The organism is Streptomyces sp. NPDC086554 (genome assembly GCF_040686095.1).
In the GTDB taxonomy this organism is placed as follows: domain Bacteria; phylum Actinomycetota; class Actinomycetes; order Streptomycetales; family Streptomycetaceae; genus Streptomyces.
Genome location: NZ_JBFBJK010000021.1, coordinates 80,945 through 102,155, shown reverse-complemented (window position 1 = coordinate 102,155; position 21,211 = coordinate 80,945). Strand labels below are relative to the sequence as shown.

At 68.8% G+C, this 21,211-nt stretch carries 21 protein-coding genes and 2 tRNA genes; 9 read left to right on the top strand and 14 right to left on the bottom strand.

The genetic code is table 11. The annotated features are described in order from the left end of the window. Nucleotides 1-21: 21 nt before the first annotated feature. The 5 genes from AB0O76_RS30915 to AB0O76_RS30895 form a co-directional block, all read right to left on the bottom strand. Entirely contained in the window at nucleotides 22-369 is a 348-nt protein-coding gene (locus tag AB0O76_RS30915; RefSeq protein ID WP_365497620.1) for a rhodanese-like domain-containing protein, read from the bottom strand. Nucleotides 370-423: 54 nt separating this feature from the next. Then, on the bottom strand, nucleotides 424-1,314 hold the full coding sequence (locus AB0O76_RS30910) for a J domain-containing protein (protein WP_365497617.1): 891 nt from the start codon (nucleotides 1,312-1,314) through the stop codon (nucleotides 424-426). 121 nt (nucleotides 1,315-1,435) lie between these two features. After that, nucleotides 1,436-2,902 (bottom strand): DUF2252 domain-containing protein, encoded by a 1,467-nt coding sequence (locus tag AB0O76_RS30905; RefSeq protein ID WP_365497861.1) that lies wholly within the window; start codon nucleotides 2,900-2,902, stop codon nucleotides 1,436-1,438. A gap of 92 nt (nucleotides 2,903-2,994) precedes the next feature. Further along, nucleotides 2,995-4,476: a cytochrome P450 gene (locus AB0O76_RS30900; RefSeq protein WP_365497614.1), complete on the bottom strand. Its 1,482-nt coding sequence runs from the start codon at nucleotides 4,474-4,476 to the stop codon at nucleotides 2,995-2,997. Nucleotides 4,477-4,742: 266 nt separating this feature from the next. Continuing rightward, nucleotides 4,743-4,829, bottom strand: a tRNA-Leu gene (locus AB0O76_RS30895). Between AB0O76_RS30895 and AB0O76_RS30890 the strand changes: the two genes are divergently transcribed. The 7 genes from AB0O76_RS30890 (at nucleotide 4,786) to pknB (ending at nucleotide 13,361) form a co-directional block, all read left to right on the top strand. Beyond that, nucleotides 4,786-4,893, top strand: a complete 108-nt coding sequence (locus AB0O76_RS30890; protein ID WP_365497858.1) for a DUF3649 domain-containing protein — start codon at nucleotides 4,786-4,788, stop codon at nucleotides 4,891-4,893. The two genes, AB0O76_RS30895 and AB0O76_RS30890, sit on opposite strands and share 44 nt — an antisense overlap. Nucleotides 4,894-5,205: 312 nt before the next feature. Continuing rightward, nucleotides 5,206-6,084, top strand: coding sequence for a DUF3662 and FHA domain-containing protein (locus tag AB0O76_RS30885; protein WP_365497611.1), 879 nt, complete (start codon nucleotides 5,206-5,208; stop codon nucleotides 6,082-6,084). Between the two features lie 10 nt (nucleotides 6,085-6,094). Next, nucleotides 6,095-6,616 (top strand): FHA domain-containing protein, encoded by a 522-nt coding sequence (locus tag AB0O76_RS30880; RefSeq protein ID WP_135332252.1) that lies wholly within the window; start codon nucleotides 6,095-6,097, stop codon nucleotides 6,614-6,616. 123 nt (nucleotides 6,617-6,739) lie between these two features. Next, complete coding sequence (locus AB0O76_RS30875) at nucleotides 6,740-8,278, top strand: Stp1/IreP family PP2C-type Ser/Thr phosphatase (RefSeq protein WP_365497608.1); 1,539 nt, start codon at nucleotides 6,740-6,742, stop codon at nucleotides 8,276-8,278. Between the two features lie 26 nt (nucleotides 8,279-8,304). Beyond that, the gene (locus AB0O76_RS30870) at nucleotides 8,305-9,726 is read left to right on the top strand and encodes an FtsW/RodA/SpoVE family cell cycle protein (protein WP_365497605.1); all 1,422 of its coding nucleotides are present in this window, start codon (nucleotides 8,305-8,307) and stop codon (nucleotides 9,724-9,726) included. After that, the gene (locus tag AB0O76_RS30865) at nucleotides 9,723-11,186 is read left to right on the top strand and encodes a penicillin-binding protein 2 (protein ID WP_365497602.1); all 1,464 of its coding nucleotides are present in this window, start codon (nucleotides 9,723-9,725) and stop codon (nucleotides 11,184-11,186) included. Before AB0O76_RS30870 ends, AB0O76_RS30865 begins: the two co-directional genes overlap by 4 nt. A gap of 168 nt (nucleotides 11,187-11,354) precedes the next feature. Then, nucleotides 11,355-13,361, top strand: coding sequence for a Stk1 family PASTA domain-containing Ser/Thr kinase (pknB, locus tag AB0O76_RS30860; RefSeq protein ID WP_365497599.1), 2,007 nt, complete (start codon nucleotides 11,355-11,357; stop codon nucleotides 13,359-13,361). Between the two features lie 98 nt (nucleotides 13,362-13,459). Here pknB and AB0O76_RS30855 read toward each other — a convergent pair whose 3' ends face one another. From AB0O76_RS30855 to AB0O76_RS30830, 6 genes are read right to left on the bottom strand one after another with little or no spacing between them, the layout of a single operon-like run. After that, nucleotides 13,460-14,197, bottom strand: coding sequence for a class E sortase (locus AB0O76_RS30855; RefSeq protein ID WP_365497596.1), 738 nt, complete (start codon nucleotides 14,195-14,197; stop codon nucleotides 13,460-13,462). Between the two features lie 24 nt (nucleotides 14,198-14,221). Further along, nucleotides 14,222-15,481: a class E sortase gene (locus tag AB0O76_RS30850; protein ID WP_365497593.1), complete on the bottom strand. Its 1,260-nt coding sequence runs from the start codon at nucleotides 15,479-15,481 to the stop codon at nucleotides 14,222-14,224. Continuing rightward, nucleotides 15,478-16,125 (bottom strand): aminodeoxychorismate/anthranilate synthase component II, encoded by a 648-nt coding sequence (locus AB0O76_RS30845; RefSeq protein ID WP_365497855.1) that lies wholly within the window; start codon nucleotides 16,123-16,125, stop codon nucleotides 15,478-15,480. The genes AB0O76_RS30850 and AB0O76_RS30845 overlap by 4 nt, the downstream gene beginning before the upstream one ends. Before the next feature lie 2 nt (nucleotides 16,126-16,127). After that, nucleotides 16,128-16,370: a hypothetical protein gene (locus tag AB0O76_RS30840; protein ID WP_266864422.1), complete on the bottom strand. Its 243-nt coding sequence runs from the start codon at nucleotides 16,368-16,370 to the stop codon at nucleotides 16,128-16,130. Beyond that, complete coding sequence (locus tag AB0O76_RS30835) at nucleotides 16,321-17,013, bottom strand: class E sortase (protein WP_365497852.1); 693 nt, start codon at nucleotides 17,011-17,013, stop codon at nucleotides 16,321-16,323. The genes AB0O76_RS30840 and AB0O76_RS30835 overlap by 50 nt, the downstream gene beginning before the upstream one ends. A gap of 27 nt (nucleotides 17,014-17,040) precedes the next feature. Further along, nucleotides 17,041-17,811: a DUF881 domain-containing protein gene (locus AB0O76_RS30830; RefSeq protein ID WP_365497590.1), complete on the bottom strand. Its 771-nt coding sequence runs from the start codon at nucleotides 17,809-17,811 to the stop codon at nucleotides 17,041-17,043. Between the two features lie 92 nt (nucleotides 17,812-17,903). Here AB0O76_RS30830 and crgA point away from each other — a divergent pair, with 92 nt between their 5' ends. Beyond that, the gene (gene crgA / locus AB0O76_RS30825) at nucleotides 17,904-18,161 is read left to right on the top strand and encodes a cell division protein CrgA (RefSeq protein ID WP_365497587.1); all 258 of its coding nucleotides are present in this window, start codon (nucleotides 17,904-17,906) and stop codon (nucleotides 18,159-18,161) included. 302 nt (nucleotides 18,162-18,463) lie between these two features. Here crgA and AB0O76_RS30820 read toward each other — a convergent pair whose 3' ends face one another. Together AB0O76_RS30820 and AB0O76_RS30815 are read right to left on the bottom strand one after the other, a co-directional pair. Further along, a complete protein-coding gene (locus AB0O76_RS30820; RefSeq protein ID WP_365497584.1) occupies nucleotides 18,464-19,360 on the bottom strand; it encodes a rhomboid family intramembrane serine protease in 897 nt (298 codons plus the stop codon). Between the two features lie 114 nt (nucleotides 19,361-19,474). Beyond that, nucleotides 19,475-20,008, bottom strand: a complete 534-nt coding sequence (locus AB0O76_RS30815; RefSeq protein WP_365497581.1) for a peptidylprolyl isomerase — start codon at nucleotides 20,006-20,008, stop codon at nucleotides 19,475-19,477. Nucleotides 20,009-20,279: 271 nt separating this feature from the next. Here AB0O76_RS30815 and AB0O76_RS30810 point away from each other — a divergent pair, with 271 nt between their 5' ends. Further along, a complete protein-coding gene (locus AB0O76_RS30810; RefSeq protein WP_365497578.1) occupies nucleotides 20,280-21,014 on the top strand; it encodes a DUF5324 family protein in 735 nt (244 codons plus the stop codon). Between the two features lie 88 nt (nucleotides 21,015-21,102). Here the strand turns inward: AB0O76_RS30810 and AB0O76_RS30805 are convergent. After that, a tRNA-Ala gene (locus AB0O76_RS30805) sits at nucleotides 21,103-21,175 on the bottom strand. Nucleotides 21,176-21,211 lie beyond the last annotated feature (36 nt).

The following is a 21,211-nucleotide window of genomic DNA, read 5'->3' as shown; positions in this document are numbered from 1 at the left end:
GCCGCTGACCAGCCCGGAGGGCTAGATCACTGTGCCCGGCTGGCCCTTCTCGTCGACGACGGGCCGGCCCGAGGCCTCCCAGACCTGCATGCCACCGTCGACGTTCACCGCGTCGATCCCCTGCTGGATGAGGTACATGGCGACCTGCGCCGAGCGTCCGCCGGACCGGCAGATCACGTTGACCGTGCCGTCCTGCGGCGCGGCCTCGGTCAACTCGCCGTAGCGGGCGACGAAGTCGCTCATCGGGATGTGCAGCGCGTCCGCGGCGTGACCCGCCTGCCACTCCTCGTCCTCACGGACGTCCAGCAGAAAGTCACCGCTCGCGAGATCGTCGACGACGACGGTGGGCACCTGAGAACCGAAAACCATGTCCCCGACGCTACCCGAAGCCCCGCGCAGTCGAAGCCCCGCACGGTCAACCGCCTAGGCCGTGAGCCGCGCCAGCTCCGCCTCGCGCTCGGTGACCTGCGCGAGCAGCTGCTCGGCGATCTCGTCGAGCAAGGTGTCCGGGTCGTCCGGCGCCATCCGCAGCATCGAGCCGATCGCGCCCTCCTCCAGCTCACGGGCGACGACGGAGAGCAGCTCCTTGCGCTGGGCGAGCCACTCGAGGCGTGCGTAGAGCTCCTCGCTGCGGCTCGGCCGCTGCGCCTCGGGCACCGGCCCCGCGGCCCACTCCGCGGACAGCTCCCGCAGCAGGGGCTCGTCCCCACGGGCGTACGCGGCATTGACCCGCGTGATGAACTCGTCGCGGCGGGCGCGCTCCTGGTCGTCCTGCGCCAGGTCGGGGTGGGCCTTGCGGACCAGGTCGCGGAAGAGCTTGCGGGCCTCGTCGCTCGGCCGCACCCGCTGCGGCGGCCGCACCGACTGATCGGTCAACATCGCGGCAGCTTCCGGGAAGAGCCCGTCGGTGTCCATCCAGCCGTGGAACAGCTCCTCGACGCCCGGCATCGGCATGACCCGCGCCCGCGCCTCGTCCGCCTTGCGCCGGTCCTCCGGGTCACCGCTGCGGGCCGCCAGGGCCTCGGCGATCTCCGCGTCCAGTTCGTCCAGGCGCGCGTACATCGGGCCGAGCTTCTGGTGGTGCAGCCGGGAGAAGTTCTCCACCTCGACCCGGAACGTCTCGACGGCGATCTCGTACTCGATCAGCGCCTGCTCGGCCGCCCGCACGGCCTTTTCCAGCCGGTCCTCGGGCCGCCCATCGGCCCCTTGCCCCGGCTCCCCGCCAGAAGCCCCCTCAGGAGCTCCGCGGTCGGCATCGGCGGACTCGGGATCAGGTGTCTCAGGCTGCGTCGGCTCGGCTTCCGGGGTCGTCACCTGCCCAGCCTAGGTCACCGCGGAACCGCCCGAGCTGCCACGGGCCGCATCCCCCCGCATCCCTTCCCCGCCCTTCCACTCCCCTCCTCAGCCGTCACGTCCTCACCCGTCACGCCCGAGATCACACGCCCGCCTCCGCGACCACACGCCCCTCCTTGACCGCACGCACCAGCTCCGCGTGATCCGCCTCCGTCCGGTCCGCGTACGCCACCGCGAACCGCGCCACCGCCGCGTCCAGCTCGTCGCCCTTGCCGACGTACCCGGCGATCAGCCGCGGATCGGCGCTGTGCGCATGGGCGCGAGCCAGCAGGGCCCCGGTCATCCGCCCGTAGTCGTCCAGCTGGTCGGCCGCGAGCTCCGCGGGGTCCACGCTGCCCTTGCGGTTCCTGAACTGCCGTACCTGGAAAGGCCGTCCGGACACGGTGGTCCATCCAAGGAGGAAGTCACTCACCACCTGCATCCGCTTCTGCCCGAGCACCACCCTGCGACCCTCGTGCGCGACCTGGGGCACGTCGAAGCCCGCCGCGGGCAGATGCGGGAGCAGCACCGAGGGCCGCGCCTCCTTGACCTGGAGCACCAGCGGCTCGCCCCGGTGGTCGAGCAGCAGCACCACGTACGACCGCAGGCCGACGCTTCCCGTGCCGACGACGCGGAAGGCCACGTCCTGGATCGCGTACCGAGCGAGCAACGGCAGCCGGTCCTCGGCCAGCGTGCCCAGATACGTGCCGAGCGCCGACGTCACTTCGGCGGCCTCCACGTCCGGTATCCGCCGCAGCACCGGAGGAGCGTCTACGAAGCGCCACCCCGCGGGAGAGCCGTCCTCGCCCCCGACCCGCTCCGTGGACTTCGCGGCGAACTTGGCGCTCGTGTTCTGCCGGGCCTTCTCGGAGACCCGCTCCAGGGTGCCGAGGAGGTCCCGGGCGTCCGTGTGCGAGACGAGCTCCTCGTCCGCGATGGCGTTCCACGCGTCGAGCGACGGGAGCTTGGCGAGCAACCGCATCGTGCGGCGATAGGCCCCCACCGCATCGAAGGCCGCCTCCTCGCAGGCGTCCTCACTCGCCCCGGCCTCGCGCCCCGCGAGCACCAGCGAGGCGGCGAGCCGCTTGACGTCCCACTCCCAGGGGCCGTGCGCCGTCTCGTCGAAGTCGTTCAGGTCGATGACCAGCCCGCCGCGCGCGTCCGCGTACAGACCGAAGTTCGCCGCGTGCGCGTCACCGCATATCTGGGCGCCGATCCCGGTCGCGGGGGTGCGCGCGAGGTCGTACGCCATGAGTCCGGCGGACCCGCGCAGGAAGGCGAAGGGCGTCGCGGCCATCCTGCCGATCCGGATGGGCGTCAGCTCGGGCAGCCTGCTGCGGTTGGACTCCTCGACGGCGGCGACCGGGTCGGGCCGCCCTTCGTCCTCGGCGAACCACGCGTGCGAGGCGCGGCTCACCCGCTCCCGCAGCGCCTTGCCCTCCCGCTTGGGCGAGGCCGGTGACGGCCACCGGGCGAACCCGTCCACCTGCGGCAACCTCGCCCCACCGGACCGCACCCCACCGGACCGCACCTCGCCGGACCGCGTCCCACCGGTCTCCGCCACGACCATCGCCATTGCCTCGCCCCCGCATGCCCCGTGTCCAGGCGTCGCCCCCACGGACATCGCCTGGCCAAGACGGTACAGCCGGGCGCCGATCGGCGTCAGAGCCTGTGGATAACCCCCGCCGCGTCCCTCTCCTCCGCCGAGTCGGCACCACTGTCAGCACGGTCACCACGGTAGGGAGCCATGGAGAGCCCGTCCGGCTTGACCGTGACCAGTGCCTGCGGCTTCGGCGCGGTCGAGGTAAGGGCGAGGCGGGGCCAGATCTGCCGGACCGTGGCCAGGATGATGAGGAGTTCGGTCCAGGCGAAGGCCTCGCCGACGCAGTTGCGGCGGCCGGCACCGAAGGCCAGGAACGCACCGCGGGTGGCGGCGTCGGGCCGTCCGGACCAGCGGTCGGGGTCGAAGCGCTCCGGCTCGGGAAAGACCGACGGGTCGTGCTGGTGGAGGTACGGGCTGTAGATCACGTCCGCGCCCTCGGGGATGCTGTGCCCGCCCAGGGTGACCGTGCGCGTCGCGGTTCTGGTGACCAGCCAGGCCGGGCCGTACATCCGCATCGACTCCTGCAGGACGGCGCGGCTGTAGGGGAGCTGGTCGAGGTCCTCGTAACGAAGGGGACGGTCTGCGCAGACCGTGTCCAGTTCCTCGAGCATCCGGCGCCCGACCTCGGGGTTCTTCTCGATCTCCACCAGCGCCCAGGCCAGTGTGGTGCTGGTCGTCTCGATCGCCCCGGTGAGCAGGGTGATGGCCTCGTCCTGGAGCTGGCGCCGGGGCAGCGGACCGGTGTCCGGGTCATCGGCCGTGAGAAGGGTGTCGAAAAGGCCCGTGTCCGCCTGCCCCGCCGCGTGCGGGCACCCCGCCGCCTGAGCGCTTCCCGAGTCCAGGGAGTCCCTTCCCGAGGCCGGGGAGTCGCCGAGGCCCAGTGCGGCGGCCCGGTGGTCGATGGCCTGGTCGATGAGCTCGCGCAGCTGCGCGACCCGCTGGGCGTGCGCGCGGTTGGCGGGCAGCGGCAGCCGGGTGACCCAGCCGGGAAGGATGGTCTGCCGGATGGTCCCCTGCATGATGGGCGGCATCAGCGCGATGAAGTCACGCTGCAGGTGAGCGGGCAGGTCCGCACCGAACAGGGCGGTGAGGAACGCCGCGAGGGTCAGCTCCGTCATGTCGGCGAGCGTGTCCCGGGACTCGCCCTCCGCCCATCCCTCGACGATCTCCCGCACCTGCTCGATCATCGTGTCGCCACGGGTGGCGATGTGCGCCTTGTTGAACATCGGCTGCATGAGACGGCGGTTCTTCATATGGGTGTCGCCGTCGGCGACCGTGGCGAGCCCGTCACCGAAGAACACCTTCAGCGCGTCGATGATCCGCCCGCCCTTGGCGAAGCTCGTCACGTCGGTGACCAGCACTTCCTTGGTGAGGGCCGGGTCGGTGACCACGTAGGCGGGGGTGCGGGCGAGCTGTATTCGCACCACCTGACCGTGCTCGCGCAGCGAGTTCATGAACTCCAACGGCCGCTGCTTCAGTTGAAGACCATGGCCGATCAGGGGAAGCGCTCCGGGGGCGACGGGAGTGGGGGTGGGCGACATCGCGCGTGTACTCCTTGCAGGGGCTGGCAGGGCGCCCGATGCATGCCCACGGCCGATGTGAACGAATCCGCTTGATCGCGATCACTGCGTCACAGCGCCGGCGGCCGATTCCGCTGATGAATCCCGACCTCACAGCAACAGAACCCCGATCGTGAGATAGCTCACCGCCGGGGCCCTGCCGAGTCAACGTCCGGGCCACAGCCCGCCCGTAACGCGAGAAGCGGGCCCCCACCAGGACTTTCATCCTGATGGAGACCCGCTCCACATGGTGCGCGAGGGGGGAGTTGAACCCCCACGCCCTTTCGGGCACTGGAACCTGAATCCAGCGCGTCTGCCTATTCCGCCACCCGCGCATGGGTGTCTGTCTTTGGGCCTCTCACTTGCGGTGCGAGCGCCTGCCGACATCCAGAAGATTAGCACGGTGCCCAGGGTGGATTCACATCCCTATTCGGGGGCACCTGCCCTGGTGGTCCGGACGGATCGCGGGTCGGCCGTCCGACTTCGGCCGGACCCGGCGATGGTCCGCAGCCGGGTGCGGGACACTGGTTTGAGGCCCCCTCTACGATCCCTGATAGAGGAGTCCGGAAGGATCCCGGAACCCTGGTGCGGGCATGCCTTGTGAGAGGCGACACTCATCGACTGGGCGGACAGGGGGAACCAGCCGATTTCCCGGCGCGTGGATACGATCAGTAAGCAGTACCAGGATGACTACGACGGAGGAGGTGCCCCATGGGAGTCATGAAGAAGTTCGAGCAGCGACTCGAAGGTCTGGTCAACGGCACCTTCGCCAAGGTGTTCAAGTCCGAGGTCCAGCCCGTCGAGATCGCCGGCGCTCTGCAGCGCGAGTGCGACAACAACGCGACGATCTGGAACCGCGAGCGGACGGTCGTCCCCAATGACTTCATCGTGGAGCTCAGCGCGCCCGACTTCGAGCGTCTGAGCCCCTACTCGGGGCAGCTCGGCGACGAGCTCTCCGGGATGGTGCGCGAGTACGCCAAGCAGCAGCGCTACAGCTTCATGGGGCCCATCAAGGTCCACCTGGAGAAGGCCGAGGATCTCGACACGGGTCTGTACCGAGTGCGCAGCCGCACGCTCGCGTCCAGCACCTCGCAGACCCCCGAGCGCGCCCCGGCAGCACCCGCAGCACCCTCAGGACCGGGCCCCGCGGACCGCAGACCCCCCGCGGGCGGTGGCTACGGCTACCCGCAGCAGCCCTCCAGCGCTCCCCCCATGCCCGCGGCCCCGCCCCCCGGCGGACGCCAGGGCGGGCCCGCGCCGGTGCCGAACCGCCCCCAGGGGCCCGGCGCCGGGCCGCTTCCGGGTGCGCAGGTGCGGCGCTGGATCGAGATCAACGGCAATCGCCATCAGATCTCCCGCCCGACGCTGGTGCTGGGTCGCAGCACCGACGCCGATGTGCGGATCGACGACCCCGGCGTATCGCGCCGGCACTGTGAGATCCGGACCGGAACGCCCTCGACGATCCAGGATCTCGGGTCTACCAACGGCATCGTGGTAGACGGGCAGCACACCACCCGCGCTACGCTCCGCGACGGCTCGCGGATCGTCGTGGGCCAAACCACCATCGTTTACCGGCAAGCCGAAGGGTGAAGCGGGGGCAATGTCAGAGCTGACCCTGACGGTCATGCGGTTGGGTTTCCTAGCCGTTCTGTGGCTGTTCGTGATCGTGGCCGTCCAGGTCATCCGCAGCGACCTGTTCGGTACGCGTGTCACGCAGCGCGGCTCGCGCCGCGAGAACGCGCGACCGCAACAGGCCGCCCGCCAGCAACAGCAGGCCGCGCCGCCGGCCCAGCGCCAGCAGCAGGGCGGTGGCAGGCAGCGCCGTGGCGCTCCCAGCAAGCTGGTCGTCTCCGAAGGCATCCTCGCGGGCACGACGGTCGCCCTGCAGGGCCAGACGATCAGCCTGGGCCGGGCGCACGATTCGACGATCGTGCTGGACGACGACTACGCGTCCAGCAGGCATGCCAGGATCTACCCGGACCGTGACGGCCAGTGGATCGTCGAGGATCTCGGGTCCACCAACGGCACGTATCTGGACCGGACCCGACTCACCACCCCGACGCCCGTTCCGCTGGGCGCGCCGATCCGCATCGGCAAGACCGTCATCGAGCTGCGGAAGTAGTACGACAATGAGCGAGCGGAGCGAGCGAGCCGAAGCGGCTGTCCAGGGACTGGACGCCGGCGCGCTCCCGACCGGAGGGTGGGCACCGTGCGGATGTACCCGGAGCCGACGGGCGAGGTGCGCATGAGTCTGTCTTTGCGCTTCGCCGCCGGATCGCACAAAGGCATGATCCGGGAGGGGAACGAGGACTCCGGTTACGCCGGTCCGCGTCTCCTCGCGATCGCCGACGGCATGGGGGGCCAGGCCGCGGGCGAGGTCGCGAGCTCCGAGGTGATCTCGACGCTCGTCACCCTCGACGACGACGTACCGGGATCGGACATCCTGACGTCGCTCGGCACGGCCGTGCAGCGCGCCAACGACCAGTTGCGCCTGATGGTCGAGGAGGACCCCCAGCTCGAGGGCATGGGGACGACCCTGACCGCCCTGCTGTGGACGGGGCAGCGCCTCGGCCTCGTACACGTCGGCGACTCGCGTGCGTACCTCCTCCGGGACGGTGTTCTCACGCAGATCACCCAGGACCACACCTGGGTGCAGCGCCTCGTCGACGAGGGCCGGATCACCGAGGAAGAAGCCACCACCCACCCGCAGCGCTCCTTGCTGATGCGCGCGCTTGGCAGTGGCGAGCACGTCGAACCGGACCTCTCGATCCGTGAAGTCCGCGCCGGCGACCGGTACTTGATCTGCTCCGACGGTCTCTCCGGTGTGGTCTCGCACCAGACGATGGAAGACACCCTCGCGAGCTACCAGGGCCCCCAGGAGACCGTGCAGGAGCTGATCCAGCTCGCGCTGCGCGGCGGTGGCCCCGACAACATCACGGTGATCGTCGCCGACGTCCTGGACATCGACAGCGGCGACACCCTCGCGGGCCAGCTGTCCGACACCCCCGTGGTCGTCGGCGCGGTCGCCGAGAACCAGCTCCAGGCGCAGGACGACGGCGCCATGCAGACCCCCGCGGGCCGCGCGTCCGGCCTCGGCCGTCCGGTGCCGCCGCAGCCCTCCGGAGGCGGCTTCGGGCCCCCCGGGAGCGGTGACACGACGGGATACGTTCCCGAAGGGAACTTCGGCGCGTTCAGCGACGAGGACTTCGTGAAGCCCGGCGGCGGCCGCAAGTGGCTCAAGAGATCTCTCTACACGGTGCTGGCCCTCGCGGTCGTCGGAGGCGGCCTCTACGGGGGCTACCGCTGGACGCAGACGCAGTACTACGTAGGCACCAAGGACAAGCACGTCGCGCTCTATCGCGGCATCGACCAGGACCTTGCCTGGGTCAGCCTGTCGAAGGTGGAGAAGGACCACCCCGAGATCGAACTCAAGTACCTGCCGCCGTACCAGCGCAAGCAGGTCGAGGCGACCATCGCCGAGGGCAACCTCGACGACGCCCAGAGCAAGATCGAGGAGCTGGGCCTGCAGGCCTCCGCGTGCGAGAAGGACGCGCAGCGCCGCGAGGCAGAGCGGGAGAACGCCAAGCCCGGCGAGGGCGAGGCGGGCGGCGCGACCGGCCTGGCCGCCAAGGCCCCGACCGACGATCCGACCGACCCGGCGGACCCGGACGGCAAGAACAGCACGACCGACAAGAACAAGTCCAAGACCGCACCGACTCCCACACCCGGCCCCAGCCTCTCCGAGGATGAGAAGAAGCTGGTCCCGCTGTGCGGTAAGCAGTAAGCAGCCGTTGGGGGCCTTTGCACACCATGAGCAGTAGCACTACACACACGTCGACCATCGGCGCGATCGGTGCGCCGAGCCGGCGCAACACCGAGCTCGCGCTCCTTGCGTTCGCTGTCGTCATCCCGCTGTTCGCCTACATCAACGTGGGCCTCGCGCTCGACGGCGAGCTGCCCTCCGGCATGCTCGGCTACGGCTGCGGTCTCGGACTGCTCGCGGCGGTCGGTCACATCGTGGTGCGCAGGTTCGCCGCGTACGCGGACCCGCTGCTGCTGCCGCTCGCGACGCTGCTCAACGGTCTCGGCCTGGTCGTCATCTGGCGCCTGGACCAGTCGGAGAAGCTGCAGCAGCTCGCCAAGGCCGCGACGGGCACCTTCAACCCCTCCGCGCCCAAGCAGCTGATGTTCTCCGCGATCGGCATCGCGCTCTTCGTGGGCGTACTGCTGCTGCTCAAGGACCACCGCGTCCTGCAGCGCTACACGTACATCTCCATGGCCGGGGCGCTCGTCCTGCTGCTGCTTCCGCTCGTGCCGGGCCTCGGCATGAACGTCTTCGGCGCCAGGATCTGGATCAGCGTCGCCGGATTCTCCATCCAGCCCGGTGAGTTCGCGAAGATCGTCATCGCGATCTTCTTCGCCGGCTATCTCATGGTGAAGCGCGACGCCCTCGCCCTGGCGAGCCGCCGCTTCATGGGCCTGTACCTGCCGCGCGGCCGTGACCTCGGTCCGATCGTCGTGGTCTGGGCCATGTCGATCCTGATCCTGGTCTTCGAGACCGACCTCGGTACGTCGCTGCTGTTCTTCGGCATGTTCGTCGTGATGCTGTACGTCGCCACGGAGCGCACCAGCTGGATCGTGTTCGGCCTGGTGATGTCCTCCGTGGGCGCCGTGGGTGTGGCCACCTTCGAGCCGCACGTCAAGCAGCGCGTCGACGGCTGGCTGAACCCGTTCTCCGACACCGTCCTGGCACAGAGCGACCAGATCGCCCAGTCCCTGATGGCGTTCGGCTCCGGCGGCGTGCTCGGCACCGGCCTCGGCCAGGGCCACTCCGACCTGATCGGCTTCGCCGCCAACTCCGACTTCATCCTCGCCACCTTCGGCGAGGAGCTCGGCCTCGCCGGCGTCATGGCGATCCTGCTGATCTACGGTCTGATCGTGGAGCGCGGTGTCCGCACGGCGCTCGCCGCCCGCGACCCGTTCGGCAAGCTTCTGGCGATCGGCCTGTCCGGCGCCTTCGCCATCCAGGTGTTCGTCGTCTCCGGCGGCGTCATGGGCCTGATCCCGCTGACCGGTATGACCATGCCGTTCCTCGCGAACGGCGGTTCCTCCGTGATCGCCAACTGGGCCCTGATCGGCATCCTCATCCGCATCAGCGACACCGCACGCCGTCCCGCCCCGGCGCCCGCCCCGAACCCCGACGCCGAGATGACCCAGGTGGTCCGACCGTGAACAAGCCCCTGCGCCGGATCGCGATCTTCTGCGGGCTCCTCATCCTCGCCCTGCTCGCCCGGGACAACTGGCTGCAGTACGTGCAGGCCAACTCCCTGTCGGAGCACGAGCTGAACCGCCGCGTCCCCATCGAGCGGTACGCCCAGCCGCGCGGCGACATCATCGTCGACGGCAAGGCGATCACCGGGTCCAAGGAGACCAACGGCGACGACTTCAAGTACAAGAGGACGTACAAGAACGGGCCCATGTGGTCCCCCGTCACCGGCTTCGCATCGCAGCGCATCGGCGCCACGCAGATCGAGTCCATCGAGGACGGCATCCTCACCGGCAATGACGACCGGCTCTTCTTCACCCGCAGCCTGGACATGATCACGGGCAAGAAGAAGGAGGGCGGCAACGCCGTCACAACCCTCAACGCCGCCGCGCAGAAGGCCGCGTACGACGGTCTGAAGGGCCGCGGCAAGGGCGCCGTCGCCGCGATCGACCCGTCCACGGGCGCGATCCTGGCGCTGGCCTCCGCTCCTTCGTACGACCCGTCGGACTTCGCGGGCAACACGAACAACGAAGCCGAGCTCTTCCAGAAGCTGGACAAGGACAAAGACCAGCCGATGCTCAACCGCGCGCTGCGCGAGACGTACCCGCCCGGCTCCACCTTCAAGGCGGTCACCGCGGCCGCCGCCCTGGAGCACGATCTGTACGACGACATCGACTCGCCCACCAAGTCCCCGCTGCCCTGGACGATGCCCAACACCCAGACCGAGCTGAAGAACGAGGGCAACATCCCCTGCAAGAACGCCACGCTGCGCGAGGCGCTGCGGGTGTCCTGCAACACCGTCTTCGGCAAGGTCGGCTCGGACCTCGGCAAGGACAAGATGCTCGAGACGGCCGAGAAGTTCGGCTTCAACGAGGAGCAGTTCGTCCCGGTCCGCTCGAACGCCTCCGTCTTCCCCAAGGAGATGGACAAGCCGCAGACCGCGCTCTCCTCCATCGGCCAGTTCGAGACGGCCGCGACGCCGCTGCAGATGGCCATGGTCGCCTCCGCGATCGCCAACGACGGCACGCTCATGGAGCCGTACATGGTCAGCGAGCTGCAGGCGCCGAACCTGGACGTGATCGAGAAGCACGCGCCCAAGAAGATGAGCCAGCCGCTCTCCGAGGAGAACGCGCAGAAGCTCCAGGACATGATGCAGACCGTCGTGAACGACGGCACCGGCACGAACGCCAAGATCCCCGGCGTCACCGTCGGCGGCAAGACGGGTACGGCCCAGCACGGCGTCGACAACAGCGAGAACCCGTACGCCTGGTTCATCAGCTACGCCAAGACCGATTCCGGGTCGCCGGTGGCCGTCGCCGTGGTGGTCGAGGACAGCGCCGCCAGCCGTGACGACATCTCCGGTGGTGGTCTGGCCGCCCCCATCGCCAAGGACGTGATGAAGGCGGTTCTCGACAGCAAGAAGTGACCCCCGTCACGGCCTCTCCACATCAGTGCACGTTGCGATACCGGTCCTGTATCGGGTGACGGTCGCGGCCGGGTCACGTAAGGCGAGCCGGGTACGGTATGCCCGGACAGCACACCGCCGGACCACACAAGGGTGCGGTCGGGACTGACGGAGAGGGCTGGATTAGCTATGGAAGAGCCGCGTCGCCTCGGCGGGCGGTACGAGCTGGGCCAGGTGCTCGGCCGAGGCGGGATGGCGGAGGTTTACCTCGCGCACGACACCCGCCTCGGACGCACCGTGGCGGTGAAGACGCTGCGCGTTGACCTCGCGCGCGACCCGTCATTCCAGGCCCGGTTCCGCCGCGAGGCCCAGTCGGCCGCCTCGCTCAACCATCCTGCGATCGTCGCGGTCTACGACACCGGCGAGGACTACGTGGACGGGGTCTCCATCCCGTACATCGTGATGGAGTACGTCGACGGCTCCACCCTGCGGGAGCTCCTGCACTCCGGGCGCAAGCTGCTGCCCGAGCGCGCCATGGAGATGACGATCGGCATCCTCCAGGCCCTGGAGTACTCGCACCGCAACCAGATCGTCCACCGCGACATCAAGCCCGCGAACGTCATGCTGACGCGCAACGGCCAGGTCAAGGTCATGGACTTCGGCATCGCCCGCGCCATGGGCGACTCCGGGATGACGATGACGCAGACGGCCGCGGTCATCGGCACGGCGCAGTACCTCTCGCCGGAGCAGGCGAAGGGTGAGCAGGTCGACGCCCGCTCGGACCTCTACTCGACGGGCTGCCTGCTCTACGAGCTCCTTACCGTGCGGCCCCCCTTCGTGGGCGACTCCCCGGTCGCGGTGGCCTACCAGCACGTACGCGAGGAGCCGCAGGCCCCGAGCGTCTTCGACGGCGAGATCACGCCCGAGATGGACGCGATCGTCCTGAAGGCCCTCACCAAGGACCCGGACTACCGCTACCAGTCGGCCGACGAGATGCGCGCCGACATCGAGGCCTGCCTCGACGGCCAGCCCGTCGCGGCCACCGCCGCCATGGGCGCGGTCGGCTACGGCGGCGGCCACCCGGACGACCAGCAGACGGCCATGCTCCGCCCGCAGCCCGGCGGCGCCCAGACGTCGATGATGCCGCCGGTCGGCCCGGACGACGGCTACGACGATCATTCACGCCGCCGCCAGAAGAAGAGCAGTACTTCTACGGTGCTGCTGGTGCTGGCGGGGCTGCTTGTCCTTGTCGGCGCGGTCCTGATCGGGAAGTGGGCGTTCACCGGGGGCGGTGGCGGCAGCGATTCGATCAAGGCGCCGAATTTCGTGGGTGAGGAGTTCAAGGAGGCCAAGACGCAGGCCGGAAACGTCGACCTGGAGCTCGCGATCTCGGAGCGCAAGCCCTGCGCGAAGTACCCGAAGGGCGAGATCTGCTCCCAGGACCCGGGCGCCAACGCGACGGTCGACAAGGGCGACACCATCAATGTGGTCGTGTCGACGGGTGCGCCGAAGGTTGCGGTACCGAACGTCATCGGTGACAACATCGAGGACGCCACTGAGGAGCTCGAGGGCCCCAAGTACCGGTTCAAGGTAGTTCCCGAGCGGGTGGAGTCCCCTCGGCCCGTGGGCGAAGTCCTCGATCAGGACCCAGTCCTCGGCACCGAGGTGCAAAAGGGCAGCACGATCACCCTTGAGGTCGCCAAGGCGAAGACGCAGATCCAGGTCCCGGACGTCACCGGCCTCGACTACGAAGCTGCCGAGAAGCGGATCACGGGTGAGGGCCTCGTACCCAAGCGTGAGGACGTCGCCAGTGACAGCGTGGAAGAGGGCAAGGTCATCCAGACTTCCCCGGCTGCCGGCACGAATGTCGACGACGGCTCGACGGTCACCGTCCAGGTGGCCAAGGCCGCCGAGCAGGCCACCGTGCCCGCGCTCACCGGCCAGAAGCTCAAGGACGCCCGTAAGGCCATCGAGGACGCCGATCTGACGGTGGGCACCATCACAGGCCCGCAGGACGACGACGCCCTCGTGGTCCTCTCCCAGCCCACGGCCAATGAGCAGGTCCCGCCGGGCACGGCGATCAACCTGACCACCGCGGGCGGCGACCAGGGCAACGGCGGAGGCAACGGCGGGGAAGACGACGGAGGCGGCCTCTTCGGAGGCGGCACGGGCTTCTCCCGCAGCGAAGAGGACTGAACGCCACCTCTACGTAGGCACCTCGTAGATACGAAAGAGCCCCGGACACCAGTGGTGTCCGGGGCTCTTTCGTACGCGGGTGCTTCGGTACGCGGCGGCTAGTCGGCCAGCTCAGCCGGCGGCGTCCGCTTGTTGTCGACCTTCTCCACACGCTCCAGCTCGCCCCACACGATGTAGCGGTAGTTGGAGGTGTAAACGGGCGTGCACGTCGTCAGGGTGATGTAGCGGCCCGGCTTCTTCGCGCCCGATTCCTTGGGGACCGGGTTCAGGACCTTCACGTTGTACTTCGAGGTCTCGGGGAGGGTCGCGTAGACCTTGTAGACGTACCACTTGTCCCGGGACTCGTAGACGATCGCGTCGCCCTCCTTGATCTTGTCGATCTTGTGGAACTTCGCGCCGTGCCCGTCGCGGTGCGCGGCCAGCGTGAAGTTGCCCTCCTTGTCCTCGGGGAGGGCCGACTTGATCGGGTCTTCGTAGTAGCCCGCGACTCCGTCGTTGAGGGTCTTGTTGCTGGTCCCCTTCTTGACCAGGACCTCGCCGCCGCCCATCGCGGGTACGTGCAGGAAGCCGATGCCGTCCTTGGTGTTCAGGTTCCCGGGGCCGCCCGCCCAGCGGTCGCGGACCCTGTCGCCCTGCTTGTGCGCCTCGCGGTCGGCGACCACGTTCGTCCACCACAGGGAGTAGACGACGAAGAGGCCGAGCACCAGGCCCGCGGTGATGAGGAGTTCACCGAAGACGCTGACCGCCGTGGCGATCGGGCCGCGGCCCCGCGGCCGCGGCGCGGGCGCCTCGGCCTGCTTCTCGTCGTGGTCGGCGTGGTCGGTCGTCGCTGCCACTGGATCTGCCCCGTTCTCACCGTGCTAGTTGACGAGCGCGCTCGGCTTTCCCTTGCTGCGCGGCCGTTCCTCGACCATCTTGCCCCAGACGATCATTCGATACTTACTCGTGAATTCCGGGGTACAGGTGGTCAGTGTGATGTACCGGCCGGGTTTGGTGAAGCCCGAGCCCGGCGGAACGGGGCCGATCACACTCGTGTTGCCGGGACTCGTCTGCGGCAGGATGCTCGCCATCTTGTAGACGAAGTACTTGTCCTGCGTCTCCACGATGATGGGATCGCCCGGTTCGAGCTGATTGATGTAGCGGAACGGTTCGCCGTGGGTGTTGCGGTGCCCGGCGACCGCGAAGTTGCCCTGCTTCGCGTCCGGCATCGGGGTCTTGGTGCCGCCCTCGTTGTAGTGGCCGACCATGCCGCGGTCCAGGACCCCCGCTTTTTCGATGCCCTCGGCAATCGGCACGACCACGTCGAGGCGGGGGATGTGGAGCAGCGCGAAGCCTTGCCCGGGTTCAAAGGCGCCCGGCTTGCCCTTGCCCTTCGCCCACTCCTCCTGGAGGTCGTTGGCGGCGCCGTTGGCCTGCTGGTGGGCGCGGATGTTCGTCCACCACAGCTGGTACGTGACGAAGAGCAGCATCAGGACGCCGATGGTGATGAAGAGTTCGCCGACGCCCCGGCTGATCACCGTGCCCGCGGAGGGCTTCCGCGCGCGCTCGGCGCGACGGGCCTCGACGCGGGAGAGGGGGGCGGCGGACTCGGCTCTGGAGGCGGCCGACGTGGTGCCCTTCTTGGCGGCCTTGCGGCGGGCGGCCCGGCCTCCTGTGGGGCGCTCCGGCTCTCGCTCTGGCTCTGGCTGCGGCTCTGGCTCGACTATTCGCCGAGTGTCCGCCGTGCGCAGGCCCACCGTCTCATCGTCGAGCGGCGGCTGGGGCTGCGGCTGACGCTGCGACTGCGGGGCGTACGCGCCGTACAACTCCTCGTACGTCGGTTCCCGCGCAGGCTCCGGCTCCGGCCGCTGCTGCGCCCCGTACCAGTCACGGGCGTAGCCCTGAGGGTCGTACCACTCCGGCTCAGGGAACTGCGGCTCCGGCTCCGGGGCGGGCTGACCGCTGCGGAACCACGGCGACGGATGCTGCCCCGGCAGCGGATCCGTCAGCGGATCGGCGAGATGGTCGACTGCCGCCGCGAACGCCCCGGGCTCTTCGAACGATCCCTGCTCCTCGTACGACGCGTACTGCTCGTCGTACGGAACTCCGGAGGAATCGCGCTCGGGGCGCAACGCGGTCACGCCGTGGCCCTGCCCACCACCGGGGCAAGACCGCTCGACCGACCGACCGCCCCCTTGTCCCCGCACTCGACCAGCCAGTTGGCGAGCATGCGGTGGCCGTGCTCGGTGAGCACCGACTCGGGGTGGAACTGCACGCCCTCGACCGGCAGTTCACGGTGGCGCAGGCCCATGATGATGCCGTCCTCCGTGCGCGCGGTCACCTCGAGCTCGGCCGGCACCGTGGCCGGTTCGGCGGCGAGCGAGTGATAGCGCGTCGCGATGAACGGCGACGGGAGACCGGCGAAGACACCCTTGCCCTCGTGCACGACCGGGGACGTCTTGCCATGCAGCAACTCCGGCGCACGGTCCACCACTCCGCCGTACGCGACCGCCATCGACTGCATGCCGAGGCAGACGCCGAAGACGGGCACACCGGTGTCGGCGCAGTGGCGCACCATGTCGACGCAGACGCCCGCCTGCTCGGGGGTGCCGGGTCCTGGCGAGAGCAGGACGCCGTCGAAGCCGTCCTGCGCGTGCCGCAGTTCGACCTCGTCGTTGCGCAGGACCTCGCACTCGGCACCCAGCTGGTACAGGTACTGGACGAGGTTGAAGACGAAGCTGTCGTAGTTGTCGACCACGAGGATGCGGGCCGGGCGTCCGTCGATGCTCACTGGCCGTCCACCGTCACATCGTTGAAGGGGAGAAGCGGCTCGGCCCACGGGAAGACGTACTGGAAGAGCACGTAGACCACCGCGAAGACGAGCACCAGCGAAAGCAGTGCCCTTACCCATGCGTTTCCCGGCAGATGCCGCCAGATCCAGCCGTACATGCCGTCCCTTCCGTAGCCGTACGGCACCAGACTAACGGCGCAGTGCCTCCGGTTTCCCGGCCTCGACGGGCTGGGTGGCATCAAGGTGTGCCCAGACGATCAACCGGTGGCTGTGGCCCCACTCTGGCTCACAGGTCGTAAGAGTGAGGTAACGGCCCGGCCCCTTGTACCCGGACTTGCGGGGAACCGGATCGATGACGCCGATGTCGCCGGGCAGCGTCTTCAAGGGCTTGTTGTCGATGCGGTACGTGAACCAGGTCGTGCCGTCGGTCAGCACCACAGGGTCATTGGGGCGCAGCTTCGGGAAGTCCTTGAAGGGGTCTCCGTAAGTGCGGCGGTGGCCCGCCACGGAGAAGTTCCCCTTCTGGCCGAGCTGAGCGGTGTCTCCGTAGTGACCGAGTCCCTTCTTGAGTACGTCGGTGCCCGTGCCCTGGAGCACCGGCTTGTTCCACGTGAAACCAAGCCGCGGGATGTACATCACGGCGAAGGGCTTGCCCTCTTCGTAGGGAGCGGGCTTCTTCGGGGACGCCGAGTCCGAAGACTCATCGTCCGTACGCGTCGGCACCGAACCCTGCGCCCACTGGTCCTGGAGCTTGTCGATCTGGCTGTCCATGGCGTTGTCGGCCTTCACGCCGGTCCAGAACAGGACGTACACCACGAAGAGCACGATCAACGTACCGATGGTGATGCACAGTTCGCTGAACGTCCTCAACAGCACTCGCACCGACACCGGACGGTCCCTCCCCGGGTGCTACTCCACGGGCTTCGCGTAGTGGAGATCCACTGTGCCCGAGTAGCCGGGAAGAGTCACCGCCCCGTCGTCGTCGACTTTCCAGCCGAGGCCGTAGGCATTCACGTACAGCATGTAGTTCTGGATCTCCGGGGAAGCGGAGAGCGCCGTCCTCAGCTTCTCCGGGTCGCCGACCGCGGTCACCTTGTACGGAGGTGAGTAGACGCGGCCCTGGAGGATCAGGGTGTTGCCCACGCAGCGAACGGCGCTGGTGGAGATGAGCCGCTGGTCCATGACCTTGATGCCCTCGGCGCCGCCCTGCCAGAGGGCGTTCACCACGGCCTGCAGGTCCTGCTGGTGGATGACGAGGTCGTTGGGCTGGGGCTCGGGGTAGCCGGGGAGTTTGGCGGTGGCGCCGGGCGGGGCGTCGGTGAGGGTGACGGAGACGGCCTCGCCGCTGACCTTCTTGGTGCCCGCGTTCTTCTCCAGGGCCTTCAGCCGGGCGTCGTCGGCCTTCGTGCCGCCGTTGTCACGCTCCGCGAGCGCCTCGACGTCGTCACGCAGCGAACCGTTGGACTCGTCCAGCTCGCCGTTCTTGTGGCTGCGCTCCTGGATGAGATCGGAGAGCTTCAGGAGGGACGCATCCGTACGGATGTTCGTACCCTTGGCAGTATTGAAGCTGGTGAAGAAGATGAGGCCCGCGAGGGCGAAGACGGCAGCCGTCAGCAACCGGACCGGCCGCCAGCGGGGGCGACGACCCTGACCTGTGGGGGAGTCGGCAGAATTGCTCAACGTACCCTTATCTCCTTCAGCGCCGCGGAAGCACTACGCTAACGGACGCCCGGGGGAGGGCTCAGCTCCCCGTATCGACAGGAGAGACCCTCGTGCCGAAGTCACGGATCCGCAAGAAGGCCGACGATTACACGCCGCCCGCGGCGAAGAAGGCGACCAACATCAAGCTGACCAGCCGTAGCTGGGTGGCCCCGGTGATGCTGGCGATGTTCCTCATCGGGCTCGCCTGGATCGTCGTCTTCTACGTCACCGACGGCAAGCTGCCGATCGAACCGCTGGGCAACTGGAACATCGTGGTCGGCTTCGGCTTCATCGCCGCGGGGTTCGGCGTCTCCACGCAGTGGAAGTAGCGCGGTCCGCGCTGCCTCCGCACCGCATTCCCCGGCGGCGAGAGCAAGCCTTGCCCTGAGTTATCCACAGCGCTATCCACACTGGGGAAAAAGAAAGACGATCTGTGGATAACCCACTCGGTGTTGACGCCGGTGTGACTGCCCGATCGCCATGCAAGCCGCCGCAGGCCCCTTGTCCTTCCTGGGAAAACCCAGGTCAGCGACAAGGGGCACTGTTGTTCCCCACAGCATGCACAAGATCCGCCACACGCTGTGGACAACAGTGAGCGGGACGCACTGGCTCAGACGAGGAACGCACAGGCTCAGACGAGCTGAGCGGTCCTGACGACCACGGCGGCCAGGACCACGAGCAGCACCGCGGCGCAGGTCCCCCACTGCACGAGCGCCCGCCGCTCACGGGGCGCGTGCACCATCCCGTAGGCGATTGCGACACCGGCGACCAGACCGCCGACGTGCGCCTCCCAGGCGATGCCGCTCCAGGTGAAGGTGAACAGCATGTTCAGCGCGAGGAGTGCGATGACCGGGCGCATGTCGTAGTTGAGGCGCCGCATCAGGACGGCGGTCGCGCCGAGCAGACCGAAGATCGCCCCGGATGCGCCGAGCGAGGCCTGGCTCGCGTCCGCGACGACATAGGTCAGGGCGCCGCCGGCCAGGCCGGAGAGCATGTACAGGGCGAGATAGCGGGCGCGGCCGAGCGCCGCCTCCAGCGGACCCCCGAGCCACCACAGGCCCAGCATGTTGAACGCGATGTGCCAGATCTCCTGGTGCGTGAACATCGACGTGACCAGGCGGTACCACTGGCCCTCGGCGACGCCGTCCTCCGCGACGAAGGGGTACGGAGGCCACTCGCCGACCAGGACCAGCTCGTTCACCAGGCGGTCGCCGACGGCGAGGACCGCGATGAACACCGCCACGTTGAGGCCGAGCAGGATCTTGGTGATGAGGCGCGGGTCGGCGGCGATCGAGCCGCCCGCGATCGTACGCGGCTGGTTCGCCGCGGGCGCGTGACCGGTGCCCGAGCCCTCGCGCACGCACTCGGGGCACTGGAAGCCGACCGAAGCGCTGATCATGCACTCCGGACAGATGGGCCGCTCGCAGCGGGTGCAGCTGATGCCTGTCTCGCGGTCCGGGTGCCGGTAGCAACCGGGCAGGTGCTGCGCGTCCCGCGGCCCCTGCGGGCTGCCTGGTGCCTGATCCATGGGGTCCCCTCAATCTCCGTACGAAGGCACAGCGCGCCCACGCGTGCAACGCACCGCCCCGCCCTTCCTTACGGATGGGCGGGGCGGTTTGGTTCCCTGGCGGGTACGCCGAGGTCAGGCGCCGCGGGTCTCGATCACCACGGACTCGATGACCACGTCGCTGACCGGGCGGTCGGTGCGCGGGTTGGTCTGCACCGCCGCGATCTCGTCGACGACCTTCTGGCTCGCCGCGTCCGTGACCTCACCGAAGATCGTGTGCTTGCGGGTCAGCCAGGCGGTCGGCGAGACCGTCACGAAGAACTGCGAGCCGTTGGTGCCGGGACCGGCGTTGGCCATGGCAAGGAGGTACGGCTTGTCGAAGGCGAGGTCGGGGTGGAACTCGTCCGCGAACTCGTAGCCCGGGCCGCCCGTGCCATTGCCCAGCGGGTCGCCGCCCTGGATCATGAAGCCGCTGATCACACGGTGGAAGATCGTGCCGTCGTAGAGCCGGTCCGAGGTCTTCTGACCGGTCTCAGGGTTGACCCACTCACGCTCGCCCTGGGCGAGTTCTACGAAGTTCTTGACCGTCTTCGGCGCGTGGTTGGGGTGCAGGAGCACCTCGATGTCGCCGTGGTTGGTCTTCAGGGTGGCGTAAAGCTGCTCAGCCACGATCTGCCTTCCGTTGTCTTCTGTGACGCTCCGATCCTCGCACGGACCGGATTGCGACGAGTAGCCGCCGACTGGGCGCGCACAGAAGCGATCCGTGGCATTGTCGGCCAAGAAGTCTCCTTGTCCTGATTTGATCAAATTGATCAGATTGATCGAACTTCTCGCTTGACCCGGATGCCCGCCCTCTCATGCCTGAGGGTCACCCGGAAGGCATGATCCCTGAAAGGGTGGAAAGGTGACATACCTATACGCCACCGAGGAGGAGGATCCCGTGACCCGCATCGACAGCGTGCGCGCCGCGACCGGCTCGGCCAAGGACAGCGTCCGGCACGCCGCGGAGGCGGTGGCCCCCTACGCCGGCACGGCCAAGGACCAGGCCGCTCACTACGCCCACGATGTGCGCGTAAGGCTGGCGCCCAAGGTGTCGCAGGCCGCGCATCAGGCCGCCGAACAGGCCCGTGTGCAGTACGACGCCCACCTCGCGCCCCGCGTCGAGCAGGCGCGTACGCATGTGCCGCCGAAGGTCGACCACGCCGCGCACGAGGCCGCCGTCCGTACGCGCAAGGCCGCCAAGCAGACGCGGAAGGCCGCCCGGCAGGCCGCCGAGTACTCGAAGCCGCGGATCGAGAGCGCCGTGGCCGCGGCCCAGCCCGTCCGTGACGAGGCCGCGTCCCGCGGTGCGGCGGCGATCGCCGCGCTGCGCGGTGACATCTCTCCCAAGGAGATCCGGCGTCTTGTCCGCAAGCACGAGCGCCGGGCCCGCGCCGGGCGCCTCGCCAAGGGTGTCGTCGTGTTCGGCCTCCTCGCGGGTGGTGCGATCGCCGCCTGGAAGTGGTGGGACAAGCAGGCCAACCCGGACTGGCTCGTCGAGCCGCCCGCCGCGACAGAGGTCCCGGACAACGCCCCGCTGGCCTCGGTCGACGGAAGCGACCGGCAGTCCCTCGACCCCGAGGTGCAGGCCAAGCAGGCGGAGGCGGAAGCCGCGGAGCGCGACGAAAAGCGCTGATCCGCGCCGCGGAACCGCCGTAAGAAACCGCAGAAACGCCGTAGGGCGGGAACCCCAGCTGGGGTTCCCGCCCTACGGCGTTCGGCTGTGGAGCCTAGGAGATTCGAACTCCTGACATCTGCCTTGCAAAGGCAGCGCTCTACCAACTGAGCTAAGGCCCCGAAAACGATGCGTCAGCCGGAAGGAACTCCCTCCGG